12 protein-coding genes, 4 pseudogenes and 1 riboswitch are annotated in these 14,106 nt (G+C 54.1%); of the genes and pseudogenes, 7 read left to right on the top strand and 9 right to left on the bottom strand.

What is annotated here, in order from left to right:
* The first annotated feature begins 13 nt into the window (after positions 1 to 13).
* Positions 14 to 1,561, top strand: a complete 1,548-nt coding sequence (locus tag OMP38_RS13555) for a lipopolysaccharide biosynthesis protein (RefSeq protein WP_277565624.1) — start codon at positions 14 to 16, stop codon at positions 1,559 to 1,561.
* 211 nt (positions 1,562 to 1,772) lie between these two features.
* Positions 1,773 to 1,856: riboswitch (cyclic di-GMP riboswitch) on the top strand.
* Between the two features lie 18 nt (positions 1,857 to 1,874).
* A complete protein-coding gene (locus tag OMP38_RS13550) occupies positions 1,875 to 2,027 on the top strand; it encodes an anti-repressor SinI family protein (protein ID WP_277565623.1) in 153 nt (50 codons plus the stop codon).
* Between the two features lie 34 nt (positions 2,028 to 2,061).
* On the opposite strand, the gene OMP38_RS13545 is transcribed toward OMP38_RS13550, so the two are convergent.
* The 7 genes and pseudogenes from OMP38_RS13545 to OMP38_RS13515 all read right to left on the bottom strand — a co-directional run bounded on the left by OMP38_RS13545 (position 2,062) and on the right by OMP38_RS13515 (position 8,091).
* Positions 2,062 to 2,397, bottom strand: coding sequence for a helix-turn-helix domain-containing protein (locus tag OMP38_RS13545; protein WP_277565622.1), 336 nt, complete (start codon positions 2,395 to 2,397; stop codon positions 2,062 to 2,064).
* A pseudogene (locus OMP38_RS13540) lies at positions 2,394 to 4,209 on the bottom strand (ABC transporter ATP-binding protein). The gene OMP38_RS13545 and the pseudogene OMP38_RS13540 overlap by 4 nt, the downstream one beginning before the upstream one ends.
* A pseudogene (locus OMP38_RS13535) lies at positions 4,209 to 4,671 on the bottom strand (lasso peptide biosynthesis B2 protein). Before OMP38_RS13535 ends, OMP38_RS13540 begins: the two co-directional pseudogenes overlap by 1 nt.
* Positions 4,668 to 4,970: a lasso peptide biosynthesis PqqD family chaperone gene (locus OMP38_RS13530; protein ID WP_277565621.1), complete on the bottom strand. Its 303-nt coding sequence runs from the start codon at positions 4,968 to 4,970 to the stop codon at positions 4,668 to 4,670. Before OMP38_RS13530 ends, OMP38_RS13535 begins: the two are co-directional and overlap by 4 nt.
* The gene (locus tag OMP38_RS13525; RefSeq protein WP_277565620.1) at positions 4,963 to 5,901 is read right to left on the bottom strand and encodes a phosphoenolpyruvate carboxykinase (ATP); all 939 of its coding nucleotides are present in this window, start codon (positions 5,899 to 5,901) and stop codon (positions 4,963 to 4,965) included. The genes OMP38_RS13530 and OMP38_RS13525 overlap by 8 nt, the downstream gene beginning before the upstream one ends.
* A gap of 75 nt (positions 5,902 to 5,976) precedes the next feature.
* Positions 5,977 to 6,135 (bottom strand): paeninodin family lasso peptide, encoded by a 159-nt coding sequence (locus OMP38_RS13520; RefSeq protein ID WP_110468917.1) that lies wholly within the window; start codon positions 6,133 to 6,135, stop codon positions 5,977 to 5,979.
* Positions 6,136 to 6,142: 7 nt separating this feature from the next.
* A pseudogene (locus OMP38_RS13515) lies at positions 6,143 to 8,091 on the bottom strand (asparagine synthase-related protein).
* Between the two features lie 346 nt (positions 8,092 to 8,437).
* Here OMP38_RS13515 and kduI point away from each other — a divergent pair.
* The 5 genes and pseudogenes from kduI to OMP38_RS13490 all read left to right on the top strand — a co-directional run bounded on the left by kduI (position 8,438) and on the right by OMP38_RS13490 (position 12,118).
* A complete protein-coding gene (kduI, locus tag OMP38_RS13510) occupies positions 8,438 to 9,271 on the top strand; it encodes a 5-dehydro-4-deoxy-D-glucuronate isomerase (protein ID WP_277565619.1) in 834 nt (277 codons plus the stop codon).
* Between the two features lie 29 nt (positions 9,272 to 9,300).
* Positions 9,301 to 10,069, top strand: a pseudogene (locus OMP38_RS13505) (DeoR/GlpR family DNA-binding transcription regulator).
* A 7-nt stretch (positions 10,070 to 10,076) separates the two neighbouring features.
* The gene (gene kduD / locus OMP38_RS13500) at positions 10,077 to 10,826 is read left to right on the top strand and encodes a 2-dehydro-3-deoxy-D-gluconate 5-dehydrogenase KduD (protein ID WP_277565618.1); all 750 of its coding nucleotides are present in this window, start codon (positions 10,077 to 10,079) and stop codon (positions 10,824 to 10,826) included.
* Entirely contained in the window at positions 10,823 to 11,473 is a 651-nt protein-coding gene (locus OMP38_RS13495; RefSeq protein WP_277565617.1) for a bifunctional 4-hydroxy-2-oxoglutarate aldolase/2-dehydro-3-deoxy-phosphogluconate aldolase, read from the top strand. Before kduD ends, OMP38_RS13495 begins: the two co-directional genes overlap by 4 nt.
* Positions 11,474 to 11,647: 174 nt before the next feature.
* Positions 11,648 to 12,118 (top strand): hypothetical protein, encoded by a 471-nt coding sequence (locus tag OMP38_RS13490; RefSeq protein WP_277565616.1) that lies wholly within the window; start codon positions 11,648 to 11,650, stop codon positions 12,116 to 12,118.
* A 22-nt stretch (positions 12,119 to 12,140) separates the two neighbouring features.
* Here OMP38_RS13490 and OMP38_RS13485 read toward each other — a convergent pair whose 3' ends face one another.
* Together OMP38_RS13485 and OMP38_RS13480 are read right to left on the bottom strand one after the other, a co-directional pair.
* The gene (locus OMP38_RS13485) at positions 12,141 to 13,193 is read right to left on the bottom strand and encodes a methyl-accepting chemotaxis protein (RefSeq protein ID WP_277565615.1); all 1,053 of its coding nucleotides are present in this window, start codon (positions 13,191 to 13,193) and stop codon (positions 12,141 to 12,143) included.
* A 34-nt stretch (positions 13,194 to 13,227) separates the two neighbouring features.
* Entirely contained in the window at positions 13,228 to 13,869 is a 642-nt protein-coding gene (locus OMP38_RS13480; protein ID WP_277565614.1) for a hypothetical protein, read from the bottom strand.
* Positions 13,870 to 14,106 lie beyond the last annotated feature (237 nt).

Here is a 14,106-nt window from a genome sequence, read left to right as displayed (position 1 = left end):
GCGGGAGCCGGCGATGAGAGTAAAACATACAATTGTCAATATCGCAGCGGGGATTGGCAATCAACTCGTCATTACGCTGCTTAGCTTCATCTCAAGAACCGTATTTATAAATAGCCTTGGTGCCGAGTATCTGGGGGTTAACGGGCTATTTACGAATATTCTGGCTATGCTCTCTCTTGCTGAAGCCGGCATTGGGGCCAGTATCATGTACAGCTTGTATAAGCCGGTCGCGGACAATGATCAAGAGAAGATCAAACGGCTCATGCGCTTGTATAAGTATGCCTATCTTGCCATAGCGCTAGTCGTAGCCGCGCTTGGTCTAGCGTTGCTTCCGTTTTTGGACTTGTTCGTTAAGAATACCGAAGTACCGAATATTACGGGAATATACTTGATTTTTCTGCTTAATACGGTAACGCCATATTTCTTCTCTTACAAGAATGCCTTCCTGAATGTAGCCCAGAAAGGATACATCGTCACGATCGCATTTACGATCTCTTCCGTGGTCTCCTCCTGCCTGAAGATTGCCATCCTTTACTACAGCAAAAATTACATTCTCTTTCTCCTGGTCGACAGCGCTCTGAATTTACTCACCGCTGCTTCATTGACGTTAATCGCGAACCGAAAGTATCCGTATCTTCGTCAAAAGGTATCCGGCCAACTAGACGCCGAGACCAAAAGCGGCATTGTCAAAAACGTTAAAGCGATCGTCCTGCAGAACATCGGGAGCTATCTCGTTCTCGGTACAGAGAACATTTTGATTTCCGCCTACGTCAGCGTAGCGGCAGTCGGTCTCTATTCCAATTACAAAATGCTGATCGAGATTGGACGAACGTTTATTTACCAAGTGTTTAACAACATGTATCACAGCGTAGGTAATCTTGTGTCGCAGGAAAGCGAAGAAAAGGTCTATAGCGTGTATAAGGTCATGCTTATGCTTAGCTTCTGGCTGTACTCGCTGTGCGCCATTTTGTTATACATCTTAATTCAGCCTTTTATCCGAATTTGGATCGGTTCAGACTATTTGATGAGCAATGCCGTGCTGATCCTGCTTCTCTTTATGTTCTTCGAACGGGGGATGCGCAACTCGATCGCAACTGTAAAAACGACTTCGGGCATTTTCCATGAGGATCGATTCGTTCCGCTGGGTCAAGCCGCGATCAGCTTGCTGGCTTCATTCCTTCTAGTCAAGCATATGGGGATAACGGGAATCTTCCTAGGATCGCTTATAAGCGCAGCAGCGCTTCCTTTCTGGACGACGCCTTACCTCGTGTACAAGAAAGTATTCCGCCGCTCCATCTGGCAGCACTACAGACTTTATGCCGCTTACCTTGTTGTCGGTTTAGGCGCATTTTTCGCAGCGAAAAAACTATCGGACTTCATTCACCCGACTGGTTTCGTTCCTCTCATTGAAAAAGGGGGCATTACCGTGTTGGTTGTATCGGCGATCTATTGGTTGGTGTTCTTCCGGACGACGGAATATGCCTACTTGGCGGGGATCGTCCGCTCGATTCTGGGCAAGTTCTTTGGGAAGACTAGAGCCAATTATAAAGCGGAGCTTTGAGGCTGCTAGCGTTGTGGAGCAGGCGATTAGCGAAAAATGATACTGTATCGGGAGTGAAATAGTTCTAAAGATAGTGGCGGATATAGATTCCGCCTATTTTTTTCGGATTACGACACTCATTCGACAAAATAAGACAAAAAAAATCTTTAAAATCGAGACAAGATTCGACGACATTAATTCGCAAGACTCATATATAATGAGAATAGAACTGCTAATAAATGGCGACGATGAAGTGCGTTTATTATCTGGGCACCTTAAACGCGTGGAGTCAGTGGTGCAACCGGCCGATTTCAATATCGGAGGCTTGAAATCAATGGAACTTATCCAGAATTTGAACGAACAACAATTGGATCCGCAATGGGTAGCGCTTATTCTTGATGCGCGCGAAATGGGAATGTCGATCGATGATATTCGCAAATCTTTGTCTAACTTCCAAGAAGCATTATCTATGATAATGCTGCCGTAACGGATCCAGGTTTACGGAAGTGCGGTTGTTGTCGTCATTTCTGATTTTTCCACTTGTTGAAATCAAGAAATTCCCTGAACTGCTCGATGCTCACGCCCGAAGCCATGGCCTCTTTCACGAGGCTTGCCCATTCGACGTCCAGGGAATTGATTGATTCGGCGGCAGCTTGCTTCTCTTCGGATTGAAGAAACTCCTCTACCGAAATCCCGAGAACAGCGCCTACCTTCTCGAGGAATTGGATAGACGGATTTTGTTGAATGCCTCGCTCAATCGAGCTGAGGTAGGATTTGGCAACCGAAGCCTTTTCCGAAAGCTCGGTGAGCGAGAGTTTCTTTGTTTTGCGAAGCATCTGGATTCTTTCTCCGATCATGCGATTCCCTCCATTATGCCTTGATTGCTCGCCAGTCGTCTGAAGACGCCGTTTGCGTCAGCTATCAACTCTTCATATGTACCCTTCTCGGCTACAGTTCCGTCTTGAATGACGACGATTTGATCGGCATTGCGAACGGTCGATAGGCGATGAGCGACAACAAGAACAGTCATAGAGCCTTTTAAACGCTCCAGAGACAATTGAATATTACGTTCATTCTCGGTATCCAGCGCGCTTGTTGCCTCGTCAAGGACGAGAATGGACGGTCTGCCAATAATGGCTCGCGCCAATACGATGCGCTGGCGTTCTCCGCCCGACAATCGTATGCCGCGTTCTCCGATAACCGTATCGATTCCTTGCGGCAGCTTGCGAACGAATTCATCGGAGGAGGCAAACGTTAACGCTTCCCATAACCGATCCTCACTGGCGTCGGGGTCGATCATGAGCAGGTTCTCGCGGATCGTTGCGTGATATAAAAAAGGGATCCTGGGCAACATAGCCAATGGCACGACGGTAAGCCAACAAGTTGTGTTCGTTTATCGATTGTCCGTCAACAAGAAGTTGGCCGGATTCGCCTGTCATTAAGCCCATTATGACATCGATTAAGGTGCTTTTGCCCGCTCCCGAACTGCCGACGATTGCCGTCATTCGATTAGCGGGAATCCATAGATTTAAATCCTGAAGGGCGTAGACCGGTTGGTCGTAGTGATATCTAAAGGATAAGCTGCGGCATTCGATTCCTTCGGAGATGCGAAGAGGTTTTACCGCTTCTGCTTTATCGTCAGCATTCAGGATTCCCAGCTCGGACCACGTCATACATTCATCGTTGAGTTTTTGCAAGGCTAGGAACGCCGGTAAGGCCGAGGCCATCTGTTCCAAATTAGATTGCAGGCTCGTAAATCTAGGCCATAAACGAGCGAACAACAAGATTACAATTAGTATACTTTGACCTTGAGTATGAAAGTAATGATACGAAACGAAAATAAAACATGCAATAAGCAATGAGGAGGATAATTTGTAGAGAAATTGTGAATTCATCCTTAGACGAATATATTCCAGCTGTTCTTGCATCGTGCCATAAGTCAGATTTTGGAGCCATTTCAACCACGATTGTTCTAAAGTATTGCTTTTGATATCTTTAAAGCCATTGAGTTGATCCGAGATCCCTGTTAAATATTGTTGCGCAAGCTGGGAGCCGCGGCTTCCTAAGGCTTTGGATTTGCGAATGTACCGTTGGGACAATAACGCGAGCAGGGCGCCGCAGCAGAGAATAGCTACGGTCATGCCCGGAGAGATCCAGAAGGCTACGCCGATCTGAATGAGCGTGAACAGAAGCGAAGTAATGAACGTCAGGAACAAATTGATACCGCCCATGACACGTGCCAGTTCTGTCGTTAACAAGTGTACGAGCTCGGATGTACGCCTGCTTAAATAATATTTCCATTGAACGCCGAGGAGAACTCGATAGGTGTCGTACCTGAGTTTACGGCTGTAATTTTGCTGAATGACCATGTTTCGGATATTTATCGTCCGATAGAGAACGTTTTGGCCAATGACAACGAGCAAGTAGATTCCTAAAATAAGGAGGATTGCCGTTGACTGCGGGAATCGTTGAAGTTCGCTCAAGAAGCCGAGACGTCCGAGCGATTCCGGATCGAATGCGATGATGCCGCTTACGCCCAACATGGGTACGAGCAAAAGAAGGCCTGCGCTCTCTAAGAAGCTATTGATAACCATCCCGATAATATTCACGTAGAGCTGCATGCCGCTGTGATGATGAAGCTGCTTCATATAATAGGCGAACGATCTCATTAGAGGCTCCTTGTGACCTTGGCGAATTTCTCGACGACGGTGAAGCGGAACATCTCTTCCGCGCCCGTGACATAAAAAAGAGCCGCTCCTCAGCCAGGCATGCGCGATAAGTTGTCCCGCCTCATCTCTTGCCACTCCGAGATATAAAGTGCTGTCGATACGGCGTCTAGCTAACATTTTCAGTCCGGCAATCGCTCTGACGAGGCATTTGCTATCCCAGATGGTGTAGCGACTCATAATGTTTACCGCGCTGGAGATATGCTTTAACGTCAAAACCGCTTCCTCTCGCTGGTGAAGCTCGGATGTCTCCGACGCCTTTTGACCCAACTTAGGAGAGATTTTCGCGAATGGAAATAACAGCAGCAATCGGGCCCATCCCAGATAGACGTAGGCTTCGATAAAGAGCAAGGCATCTCGTCTATTCAATTTGAAGAACAGCAGGATGTTTTTAAAGCGGTTCATGATGCCGAAGCGCGGCAAATCAAGCCTTCTGACCACAGGGTGTCCAAGAAAGACGCGACATGCGCGCGGCAAGTCTCGGGTTCCACCTCATATTGCGCGAGAAGATTATCGATTAATTGTTGTACGGTGCAAGGCGAGGCTAGCAGATCCCAGATGCGTCCGCCAACCTCGCCCAAGTTATAATATTTTCCCTTCTGTACGCTAAGCATGACTTTTTCCCCGTCCATATCGCTAACGATATGATCTTTCGATTGCTCGATTCGATCGGTCGGCGTCCATTGAACCGGCTGATTATTCATCGCGCTGTCCCTCCTGATAGATAACATTCAAAATACGATCCGCCGATTCGCGAGCGGAAAAAGCCTTCGTCGATCGACCGATCCGATAGACGTCGATTCGGTTCACGAACTTGCTAAGGGTGCTGAAATGCCATGCCATCAATCCTCCGCGATTCACATAGAAATTGCGGTACGTATGATCGAAGAACATGTAATATCTTTCCATAACGGGCACTGGCGCAATGAATGGATCGTCATCCGTCTTGACCAATTCGAATACGCCGGCAAGCGGAAGCGGCTCCCGATGGAAATGATCATGCGCCGGGACGGCGAACTTCGTCTCTCGATTGTAGATCGGGCGGCCCTCCGCGCGGAATATCTCAAGGGCGTCCAAGCTCTCCTGCCACAGTTTCTGTTGCGGGTAAGAAGGAAAGGCGAGTGGGCCTTGATCCGAGAGGACGATCGGAATGACGTCGTCGCTAAGCAGCTTGTAGCCTCGATCCAATAAAACGGACGATAGCGTCGACTTGCCAGCGCCCGATTGTCCGACGATGGCATAGGCTCGGCCATCCACGGCAATGCAACTTCCGTGAAGCGGGAGAATCCGCTTTTGAAGCAAAATAAGCCCCATTCCCGTACCGAGGATGTACATTCGCAGACGCTCCTCGGCGACTCCGGGGAAAGGGGAGACGTGAATCGTATGTCCGCCTTCGGCAGCGAAAAGGCCCACTTCGGGAACGCTGAACAAAACCTCGGTATCAAGCACCGCAAAGTAGTCTTCCGGCCCTGCATGCTTCTGCCAAGTTTCCTCCAACGAACTCCGTCTCACCATAACCCCTGACTCGGGCGTGTACGTCTTGCCGTCGCTAGCGAACAGCTCAGGCAGGGCGATCTCGCTCCGCACCTGGAGGCCGAAAGCCGTATATAAGAAGAGACCATTCGTTGCGGTCACGGATCTTCACTCCAAATAATGCTGAGATAGCACATGTTCGCCTCTTTGGGGGGAGGCGAACATGCGTCTAGCGGCCTAGCTATCGCCAGGTACGCGCGGCAGGGTCGGATCGAAGCTGACGGGATCGTCGCGATCCGGTTGGTAGCGGTCCAGTACGCCTTTGCCGGGACCTGCAGCAGTCATGTTTACGTCCAGCACTTCAAGAGCCGGTTGTTTCCATTCTTGTTTAGCCATGTTAGAGTCACCTCCCTTCAAAGGTTCGCTTCATGAAGCGGTTGAAAATTAAAGCCCGCATCAAGAGCCTAAAGTCTTCGTCAAATACGTGATCGGCGCGCGGCGTGCCTCGAAGCTTGTCCAACGAAGCCGTTAGCTGTGCCGTATTCAGGTATTGCTTCGCGTGAGGCTCCTTGATCAGCTGCTGCGCTTCGGTAATGAAGCCGTTCCATTCCGGCATCATTCGGTGTACGCCGTCGGCGCCTTGCACGCCGCGCAATCGCCTGTTAAAGCGTACTTTATTGGGCAAATAGCCTTCCGTCGCCCGCCTGATGAGTCGACGATCCACGCCGTCGCGAACGAATTGGTCATCGGGCAGGGAGAGACAAAAGCGCAGAACGCGAAGGTCGTTCGTCGGATCCCGTCCCCAGACGCCGTACTTCAACGAGAGTCGCGTCTCGCTTGCGCCGTTGATGTTCCAGTAGAACAACCGCTTGTACAGATCGTCCCGTACGTCGTATGCATTCTGAAGCTGCGAGCCCAATAGGCTCGGCCCGTACGGCTCCATCCGCTCGAAGACGCCGCTGCGCTTGGCGAATTGCGGATCGATGAGGGAGGGAGCCGTCTTTTTTGGCGAGATCATACGAGCGATGCCCGGGAACGTCATTAGAGAGACCTGGCCCAGCAAGCTGCTCTTCCGAGCGCCGTGATTCCTGCAAAACAGCACGAATTCTTTAGCGAATTGCATCCATCGGAATTGACGAATTAACCGGGCTTGATAATCGATCGTATGCCCCCAAGAAATCGACCAGTTGCCGCGTTGGCCGTTGAGGACGACGCCGACCCCATGCTTGCTCGCCTCTTCGAAAATCCCTTTGAGCCAGTACGTATTTTCGTAATACTTATAAGGCATTTCTAGCAATTCCAGCCAGTCGTCCACTTCGGAAAGGGGGGCTCTTGTCCGGAAAGTTCAAGTAATGAGGCTCTATATTTCCGACATGATTGACGATTGACCGGATAAACGGACGTTCGTCCGCCATGCGGTTCCTCGAGGCCGTAAAGTCTTCGAAGTCGTCGACGGGATAATAGCTAAATGTGTGGAGCCGCTTGTTCTCCCGCTTAAGCGAACGGACGGCAAAGCTGACGACCGAACTCGAATCAAGTCCTCCGCTTAGCTGCGATCCGAGTTGAAGACGGGTACGCGAGCAATCGTTCACGGCGGTCGTGAACACATCGCGAAAAGCTTCCTCGTATTCTTCATCCGATTTGAAGCGGATCGCGCCGGCATTCGGACGAATCTCGCAAAATTGGGATAGCGAGATTCGCCCGTCGATGACTGAAAAGCTGTGGGCGGGGGGCAGCTGTTCGATGCTTTTATAGACGGTAGACTCGCAGTCGATTGAATCGACCGTGATCGGGATGGCCAGATAATCGGCGATCCACTGTTCGTTCGGTTGCTTGTCCGTGCCCGGCAATGCAAGCAGCGGTCCGATCGTGGTACAGAAAGAGAGCGCTTGTGCAGATCGGTGGTAATACAGCGTCCGGCTCCCGGAGAAGTCCCTGGCTCCGAACAGCATCCCTTTCCTCTCGTCCCATAGGATAAAGGCGAAGTCGCCGATCAGGTGACGGGGAGCATCCTGGCCCCATCGATCGTAAGCCAGAACAATCAGGAGACTGTCAGGCATCGAGAGGCGATCTTCCCTCGGCACGCCGAGCTTCTCGAAAAGTTCCGCGCGATTGTCGATAATGGCGTCCGCCGTAATCGCGATCGCGCGTTCCCTGTCGTAAAAAAGGAAGCTCCTCGTTAACCGATTCGGGCGTAATCCATTGCGCGTGGCAGCCTAGGAACACTTTTTCGGATTGCCAAGTATGCACATCGTCGGAAGGATAGCGTTGCAGTTCTTCCATGAGACGCCGGCCGGATTCGACTCCGAGAGGTTCTCCAAGCAATTGATAAATGCCGGCTATTGCGCTCATTCGCTTCCTCCATCCGATATGCAATTGTGTAGAGAAAATCAGTTCGATTCGATCCGCCTGTTCGTTCGAAAGAACGAGCACGTTTTCGAAAGATCGTATAAAGTTAAAATAGAGCGAATGTAGTTCCAAATACATGTTCTTAATAACGAACGTGATCTCAGAGTAACATTTCATGTAATTCGTTGTCAATATTCGTAGAGTCATGCGGCAATGAGGGGGCATGGCATATTTTTTGCTGTCGTTTGCTTTTTTTGTTTTTTAGGTTGTAAATGAACCGATACTGCATTAATATAAACCCATACAAACTTATTTGAACATAAATAAACAATCGGAGGTTTTTAAACCCATGGAAAACCGTTATGCGTCCCATCCCCGTGAAGTCAAGGCATTCGACACGGCGCGCTTGCGCGAGGAGTTCCTGATCGAAGAGATGTTCAAGCCGGACCAGCTGACGCTGACTTACACGCATGTCGACCGCTTTATCGTCGGCGGCGCGCTGCCGGTAAACGGCACCGTCAAGCTGGAAGCGGACGCCAAGGCGATCGGCGCGGCGACCTTCCTGGAGCGCAGGGAGATCGGCATCATTAACGTCGGGGGCGCGGGCAGCGTGACGGTCGACGGCGAGGTATACGCGCTGGCTAGCAAGGACTGCCTCTATATCGGCCTCGGAGCGAAGGAAGTCATATTCGCGAGCGAGGACGCCGCGCAGCCTGCCAAGTTCTACATGAATTCGACGCCGGCGCACAAGACCTACCCGACGGTGAAGGCCGCGATCAGCGAAGCTTCGCCGAATCACCTGGGCAGCTTGACCAACTCGAACGAACGGACGATCTACCGGTACATCCACACCGGCGGCATTCAGAGCTGTCAACTGGTGATGGGCATGACGCTGCTCAAGGACGGCAGCATGTGGAATACGATGCCTAGCCATACGCACAATCGCCGTTCCGAGGTTTATTTCTACTTCGACATGCCCGAAGACGGCGTCGTCTTTCATATGATGGGCGAGCCGCAGGAGACGCGCCACCTGGCCGTGCGCAACGAGCAGAGCGTCATCTCGCCGAGCTGGTCGATCCATAGCGGCGTCGGCACGGCAAGCTACACGTTCATCTGGGGCATGGCGGGCGAGAATCAAATTTTCGAGGATATGGATCCGGTAGCCATGAAGGATATAAAATAGAAGGAAATCGCTAGGATTGGAGATTCGCAATGAACCCTCTGCGCAGACACGAGATGATCATGGAGATGCTGCTGGCCGCGAACGAGGTCACGGTGGCGGAGCTCAGCGAACGGCTTGAGGTGACGGGGAAAACGATCCGGGAGGATCTGGCCAAGCTCGAGGAAAAGGGGCTGCTGCAGCGGATGCACGGCGGCGCGGTGCTCGCGCAGGCCGACCAGCTTGGGATCCTGTCGTTCAAAAATCCGGTCGCGCGTCACGCCGCCGAGAAGGCGGAGGTCGCGAGGCTGGCGGTGTCCCTGATCGAGCCTAACGATATCGTCGCGCTAGACGGCGGTACGACGACGCAGGAGATGGCCCGGCAGTTGCCGAACCAGCCGATGACCGTCGTGACCAACGACATCGTCATCATCAGCGAGCTCGTGCGCAAGGACGCCATACGCCTTGTCGTGCCCGGCGGCTACCGCGTGCGCAACATGCTGGTCGGATCCGATGCCGTCGCATACGTGCGCAAGCTGAATATCCGCAAGGCGTTTCTCGCGGCAACGGGGGTTCAGCCGGACTCCGGCTTCACGATCTATACGGGGGGAATTCAGCGAAATGAAGCGCGCCCTCATCGAGACTGCCCAGCTGTCCTACGTGACGGCGGACCATCACAAGTTTGGACAAGGCGCTTTGTTCACGTTCGCGCAGCTGACCGAGGTCGAGGCCATCGTCACCGATGCCGGGCTCTCGCCCGGGTTGGCTTCCCAATACAGGCAAGCCGGCGTGAGATTACTTATTAACCAAGAGAAGGAATGATAGAGCCATGTTGTTCGATTTAACAGGCAAGACGGCGCTCGTCACCGGCGCTTCCGGCGGACTGGGCCAGGCGATGGCGATCGGTCTCGCGGAGGCCGGCGCCAAGATCGTCGCGGTCGCGTCTTCCAATTGCGACGCGACCGTGGCGGCCGTCCGCGAGGCGGGCGGGACGATCGAGCAGATCTCCGCGAATCTGAGCGAGCTCGACGGGCTGGAAGGCGTGTTCGAGAAGGCGCTGGCCTTTTTCGGCGGCGTCGATATTCTCGTGAACAACGCGGGCACGATCCGGCGCACGCCGGCCGCCGATCATGCGGCCAAGGACTGGTTCGACGTCATCGATCTGAACCTGAACGCCGTCTTCTTCCTCAGCCAGCTGGCCGGCCGTCATATGATCGCGCGCGGCAGCGGCAAGATCATCAACATCGCCTCGATGCTGACGTTTCAGGGCGGCATCAACGTGCCAGGCTACACGGCGAGCAAGCATGGCGTCGCTGGCATCACCAAGGCACTGGCAAACGAATGGGCAAGCAAGGGCATTCAGGTCAACGCGATCGCGCCAGGCTACATGACGACCAACAACACGGCCCCGATCGTCGCGGACCAAGCCCGCTACCAGTCGATCACCGACCGTATCCCGGCAGGCCGCTGGGGGCAGCCTGAAGACATGAAGGGGCCGGTCGTGTTCCTCGCTTCCGCCGCGTCCGACTATCTGAACGGCCATGTGCTGTGCGTGGACGGAGGTTGGCTGGCGCGATGACGACGGGCAGAGAGCAGAGCGAGCTGATGAAGTCGCTGGCGGCGAGCAAGATCGTCGCCATTATCCGCGGCATCCCGGAGGACAAGGGAGACGCGACCGCCGAAGCGCTGGCCGAGGGAGGCGTCGTCTTCCTCGAAGTGACGCTGAACACCGACGGCGCGCTCGGCATGATCTCGCGGTTCCGCGAGCGCTACGAGGGCCGCATGCGGATCGGCGCCGGCACGGTGCTCGATCTGGGCCAGGCCAAGGAAGCGGCCGCGGCTGGCGCGGAATACATCATCTCGCCGAATCTCGATCTGGAGGTCGTTCAATTCGGCGTCGAACAAGGCATCGAGGTATGGCCGGGCACGATGACGCCGACCGAGATCGTGGCGGCTTACAAGGCCGGCGCATCCGCCGTCAAGGTATTCCCGCTGGGGAGTCTTGGCGTCGGTTACCTCAAGGAGATCCGCGCGCCGCTGAATCATATCCCGATGGTGGCGACAGGGGGCGTGAACCTGCAGAACATCCGGTCCGTGCTGGACGCCGGCGCCGTTGCCGTCGGCCTGGGCGGCAACCTGGTGGACAAGAAGCTCGTCGCGGACGGCGACTTCAAGGCGCTGGCGAAGCTCGCGCGGGCGTATGCGGACGAGGTTGCGAAGAGTTAGATGGAAAAATGATTCCTTTCGGTCGGCTCATGCGCTGGCTGGTATTTAAATGGCGATTGATTAAGCCTGTTCGGACGGGTATGCTATAGCTATCGAACGCGAGTGAAGCACACCGCCTCTCCTAATGGAGACGGCGGTTTTTTGCGTTCTCCGTAGGAAGGGGGAGATAAGGTCATGGACATTTTTGAAAAGCATCATGCGGTTTGGTTGGCCGACCAAGCAAAAAAGCGAAACGGAGAAGCGCGTCGTCGACTCTTGGAAGGACACGGAGAGTCAGAGAAGCTGTTCGCTAAGGAGATCTGGTGGCCGCTGAACGGCAGCCTCGATTTTCTGCATGCCGAATACGAAGTTTCGAACCATCGCGACGGCTCCTTCTACCTTGACTTTGCTTTCGTACGCCCGCCGCATTTCGTCGACTGGGAGATCGACGATTTCTCGACGCACGGCAAGCATGTGAATCGTCGTACCTTCGAGTATGAGCGGGACCGGCAGAATCAACTGACGTTGGTTTTGGCAGGAAGTACGCGGTTACGCGCAAACAACGACGCGGCGCATTCTTATCTAGCGATTAGCGCGATAATCTTGATAAATAAAGATGCGACGTACCCTTATTCCGCCCAGACTGCTTTGCCCCGGCTAGAATAATGACACGTCGCATTTTAATTCGCTACCACTTGAACCTGCCTACCGCCTCCGTCAGGCTGCCGACGACCTGCTGCAGCGAGGCCGCGGCGCTCGCGATCTCTTCGCTGAGCGAGAGCTGCCGGTCAGCGGACGCGGCGACGAGGTTCGTCTTGCTCGCGTTTTCCTGCGCCGAGCGCGAGGCCTGTTCCATGCTGGCCGCGACTTCCTCGGAGCCGGCGGACATCTGCTCGGTGACGGCCGAGGCTTCGGCTACCTGCATGGCTACCTGCTTGACGGACCGGACGATCTCCGAAAAGTCACGTTCGACCTCGTCCATCGTCGCGCCGCCGTTCTCCGAACGCGCGAGCGTCGCGTCCATATGCTCGGCTGCGCTCGCGATGCCGTTCTGCGTATCTTCGATCAGCTCGTTGATGACGTGGGCGGACTCCATGGAGCTGGCGGCGAGCTTGCGGATCTCCTCCGCGACGACGGCGAAGCCGCGGCCGTGCTCGCCCGCCCTGGCGGCTTCGATCGACGCATTCAGGGAGAGGATGTTCGTCCGGGCCGCGAAGCCGGTGATGTTGTCCGCGATCGTGCCGATGCGTCCGGACTTGTCCCGGAGCTGCTCGACAATCTCGGACAACTCTCTGACGGAGGCGAGGATCTCTTCCAGTTGAAGCCTTAGCGTACGCACCTTGCCGTTGCTCCGTTCGGCGATGTCTTCGGCTTCGGCCGTATGCCCGGAGATCGTCCCCATGCTGTCCGCGATGCGGCCGACGCCGTGCGCCATCTCTTCGATCGCTCTGCTGGTCTCCTCCGCGATGGCGGATTGGACCTCGGTCTGCGTCCGGACCTCGCCGATATGGGCGACCGTCTCGTGCGTAGCCTGGGCGGATTCGGCCGCGCCGGCCGCCAGCGTCTGCGAAGAGGACTCGACGACGCGCGTGTGCGAGGAGATGCTCTCCGCGAGTCCGCGAATCTGCGCGATCATGCCGTCGACCGATTGGTCGATCTGGCCGAGCTCGTCCCGTCCGTACTTGTCGAGCGGAGCGAAGGCCAGATTACCGGCCGCGACCGACCGGGTCTTGCGCAACACGTTGCCGATCGTCCTGTTGAGCGTGAGGATGAGATCAGGCGCCGGAACCGATGAACACGATCCAAATGGCGATCAAAGCGACGTAGACGGTCGTGGACGTTGACTTCGTATCTTTGCGGATCTGGCCCGTCTCGTCCTCGGCGTACTTGGTCATGATCTCGCCGAACGCGCCGACGCTGTCCCGGCCTTGCCGGAACTTGGCGAGCAGCACGCTCTCCTGTTCGGGGTTGATCTTCTCCTGCTGCAGCGTGACCGACGCTTGCTGCGACCAGACGCGGAATCCGTTCTGAAAGTTCACCATGATTTCGCTGATCGTCTGTCCCGATTTCGGATCCGCCAGTTTTTCCAGTCCGTTTTGCTTCATGATATCCATCGCGTCGGCAATCGCCGCGTTGATCGTTTTTACTTTGCTCCGGTAATCGGCGAGCGTCGCCTTCTCTTCCTCGGCCGGCAGGTTCGCGTAGCGGATCTGCAAGTAGTCGGACAGCGCTTGCTGCATATCCCGGTCGGAGCTGAGCACGGACACCGTCGAGCGGTAGGCGGTCTCGTATAGCGTATCGGACAGTCGATTGGTGTTTGAACCGATTAATTGGAGCAAATATACGGCCGTGCCGGCAAACAGCAGCAAAGGCACTGCGAAAAGCAAAATTAACCGGACCTTTACTGAGACAAACATCGTAGATCGCTCCCTTATTTCCCTGATGTAGATGAGCAGCGCACTTCCCTGCCTTGTAATTATCGGGAGCGGGCCGTTGAATAAGAAGAGGGTTTGTAAAATAATTATTAAATTCGAACAAAAAATTAGCTAAATATTCCTCATTTTTAATAATAAATTTACAATACTAAGAAAATAGCCAAACAAAAAAACGTCCGAGGCAACCCCGAGCCAGTATCGGGGATGCTTCGGACACGC

The sequence above is a fragment of the Cohnella ginsengisoli genome (genome assembly GCF_029525555.1).
In the GTDB taxonomy this organism is placed as follows: domain Bacteria; phylum Bacillota; class Bacilli; order Paenibacillales; family Paenibacillaceae; genus Cohnella; species Cohnella ginsengisoli.
Note: the sequence above shows the minus strand (reverse complement) of the source record. Positions and strands in the feature narration are given on the sequence as shown.

Coding starts and splice junctions, on each gene's coding strand:
- OMP38_RS13530 (WP_277565621.1), bottom strand. CDS start 4,970: ATGAATAATCAGCCGGTTCAATGGACGCCGACCGATCGAATCGAGCAA.
- OMP38_RS13480 (WP_277565614.1), bottom strand. CDS start 13,869: ATGTTTGTCTCAGTAAAGGTCCGGTTAATTTTGCTTTTCGCAGTGCCT.
- OMP38_RS13490 (WP_277565616.1), top strand. CDS start 11,648: ATGGACATTTTTGAAAAGCATCATGCGGTTTGGTTGGCCGACCAAGCA.
- OMP38_RS13555 (WP_277565624.1), top strand. CDS start 14: ATGAGAGTAAAACATACAATTGTCAATATCGCAGCGGGGATTGGCAAT.
- OMP38_RS13545 (WP_277565622.1), bottom strand. CDS start 2,397: ATGATCGGAGAAAGAATCCAGATGCTTCGCAAAACAAAGAAACTCTCG.
- kduI (WP_277565619.1), top strand. CDS start 8,438: ATGGAAAACCGTTATGCGTCCCATCCCCGTGAAGTCAAGGCATTCGAC.
- kduD (WP_277565618.1), top strand. CDS start 10,077: ATGTTGTTCGATTTAACAGGCAAGACGGCGCTCGTCACCGGCGCTTCC.
- OMP38_RS13550 (WP_277565623.1), top strand. CDS start 1,875: ATGGAACTTATCCAGAATTTGAACGAACAACAATTGGATCCGCAATGG.
- OMP38_RS13495 (WP_277565617.1), top strand. CDS start 10,823: ATGACGACGGGCAGAGAGCAGAGCGAGCTGATGAAGTCGCTGGCGGCG.
- OMP38_RS13520 (WP_110468917.1), bottom strand. CDS start 6,135: ATGGCTAAACAAGAATGGAAACAACCGGCTCTTGAAGTGCTGGACGTA.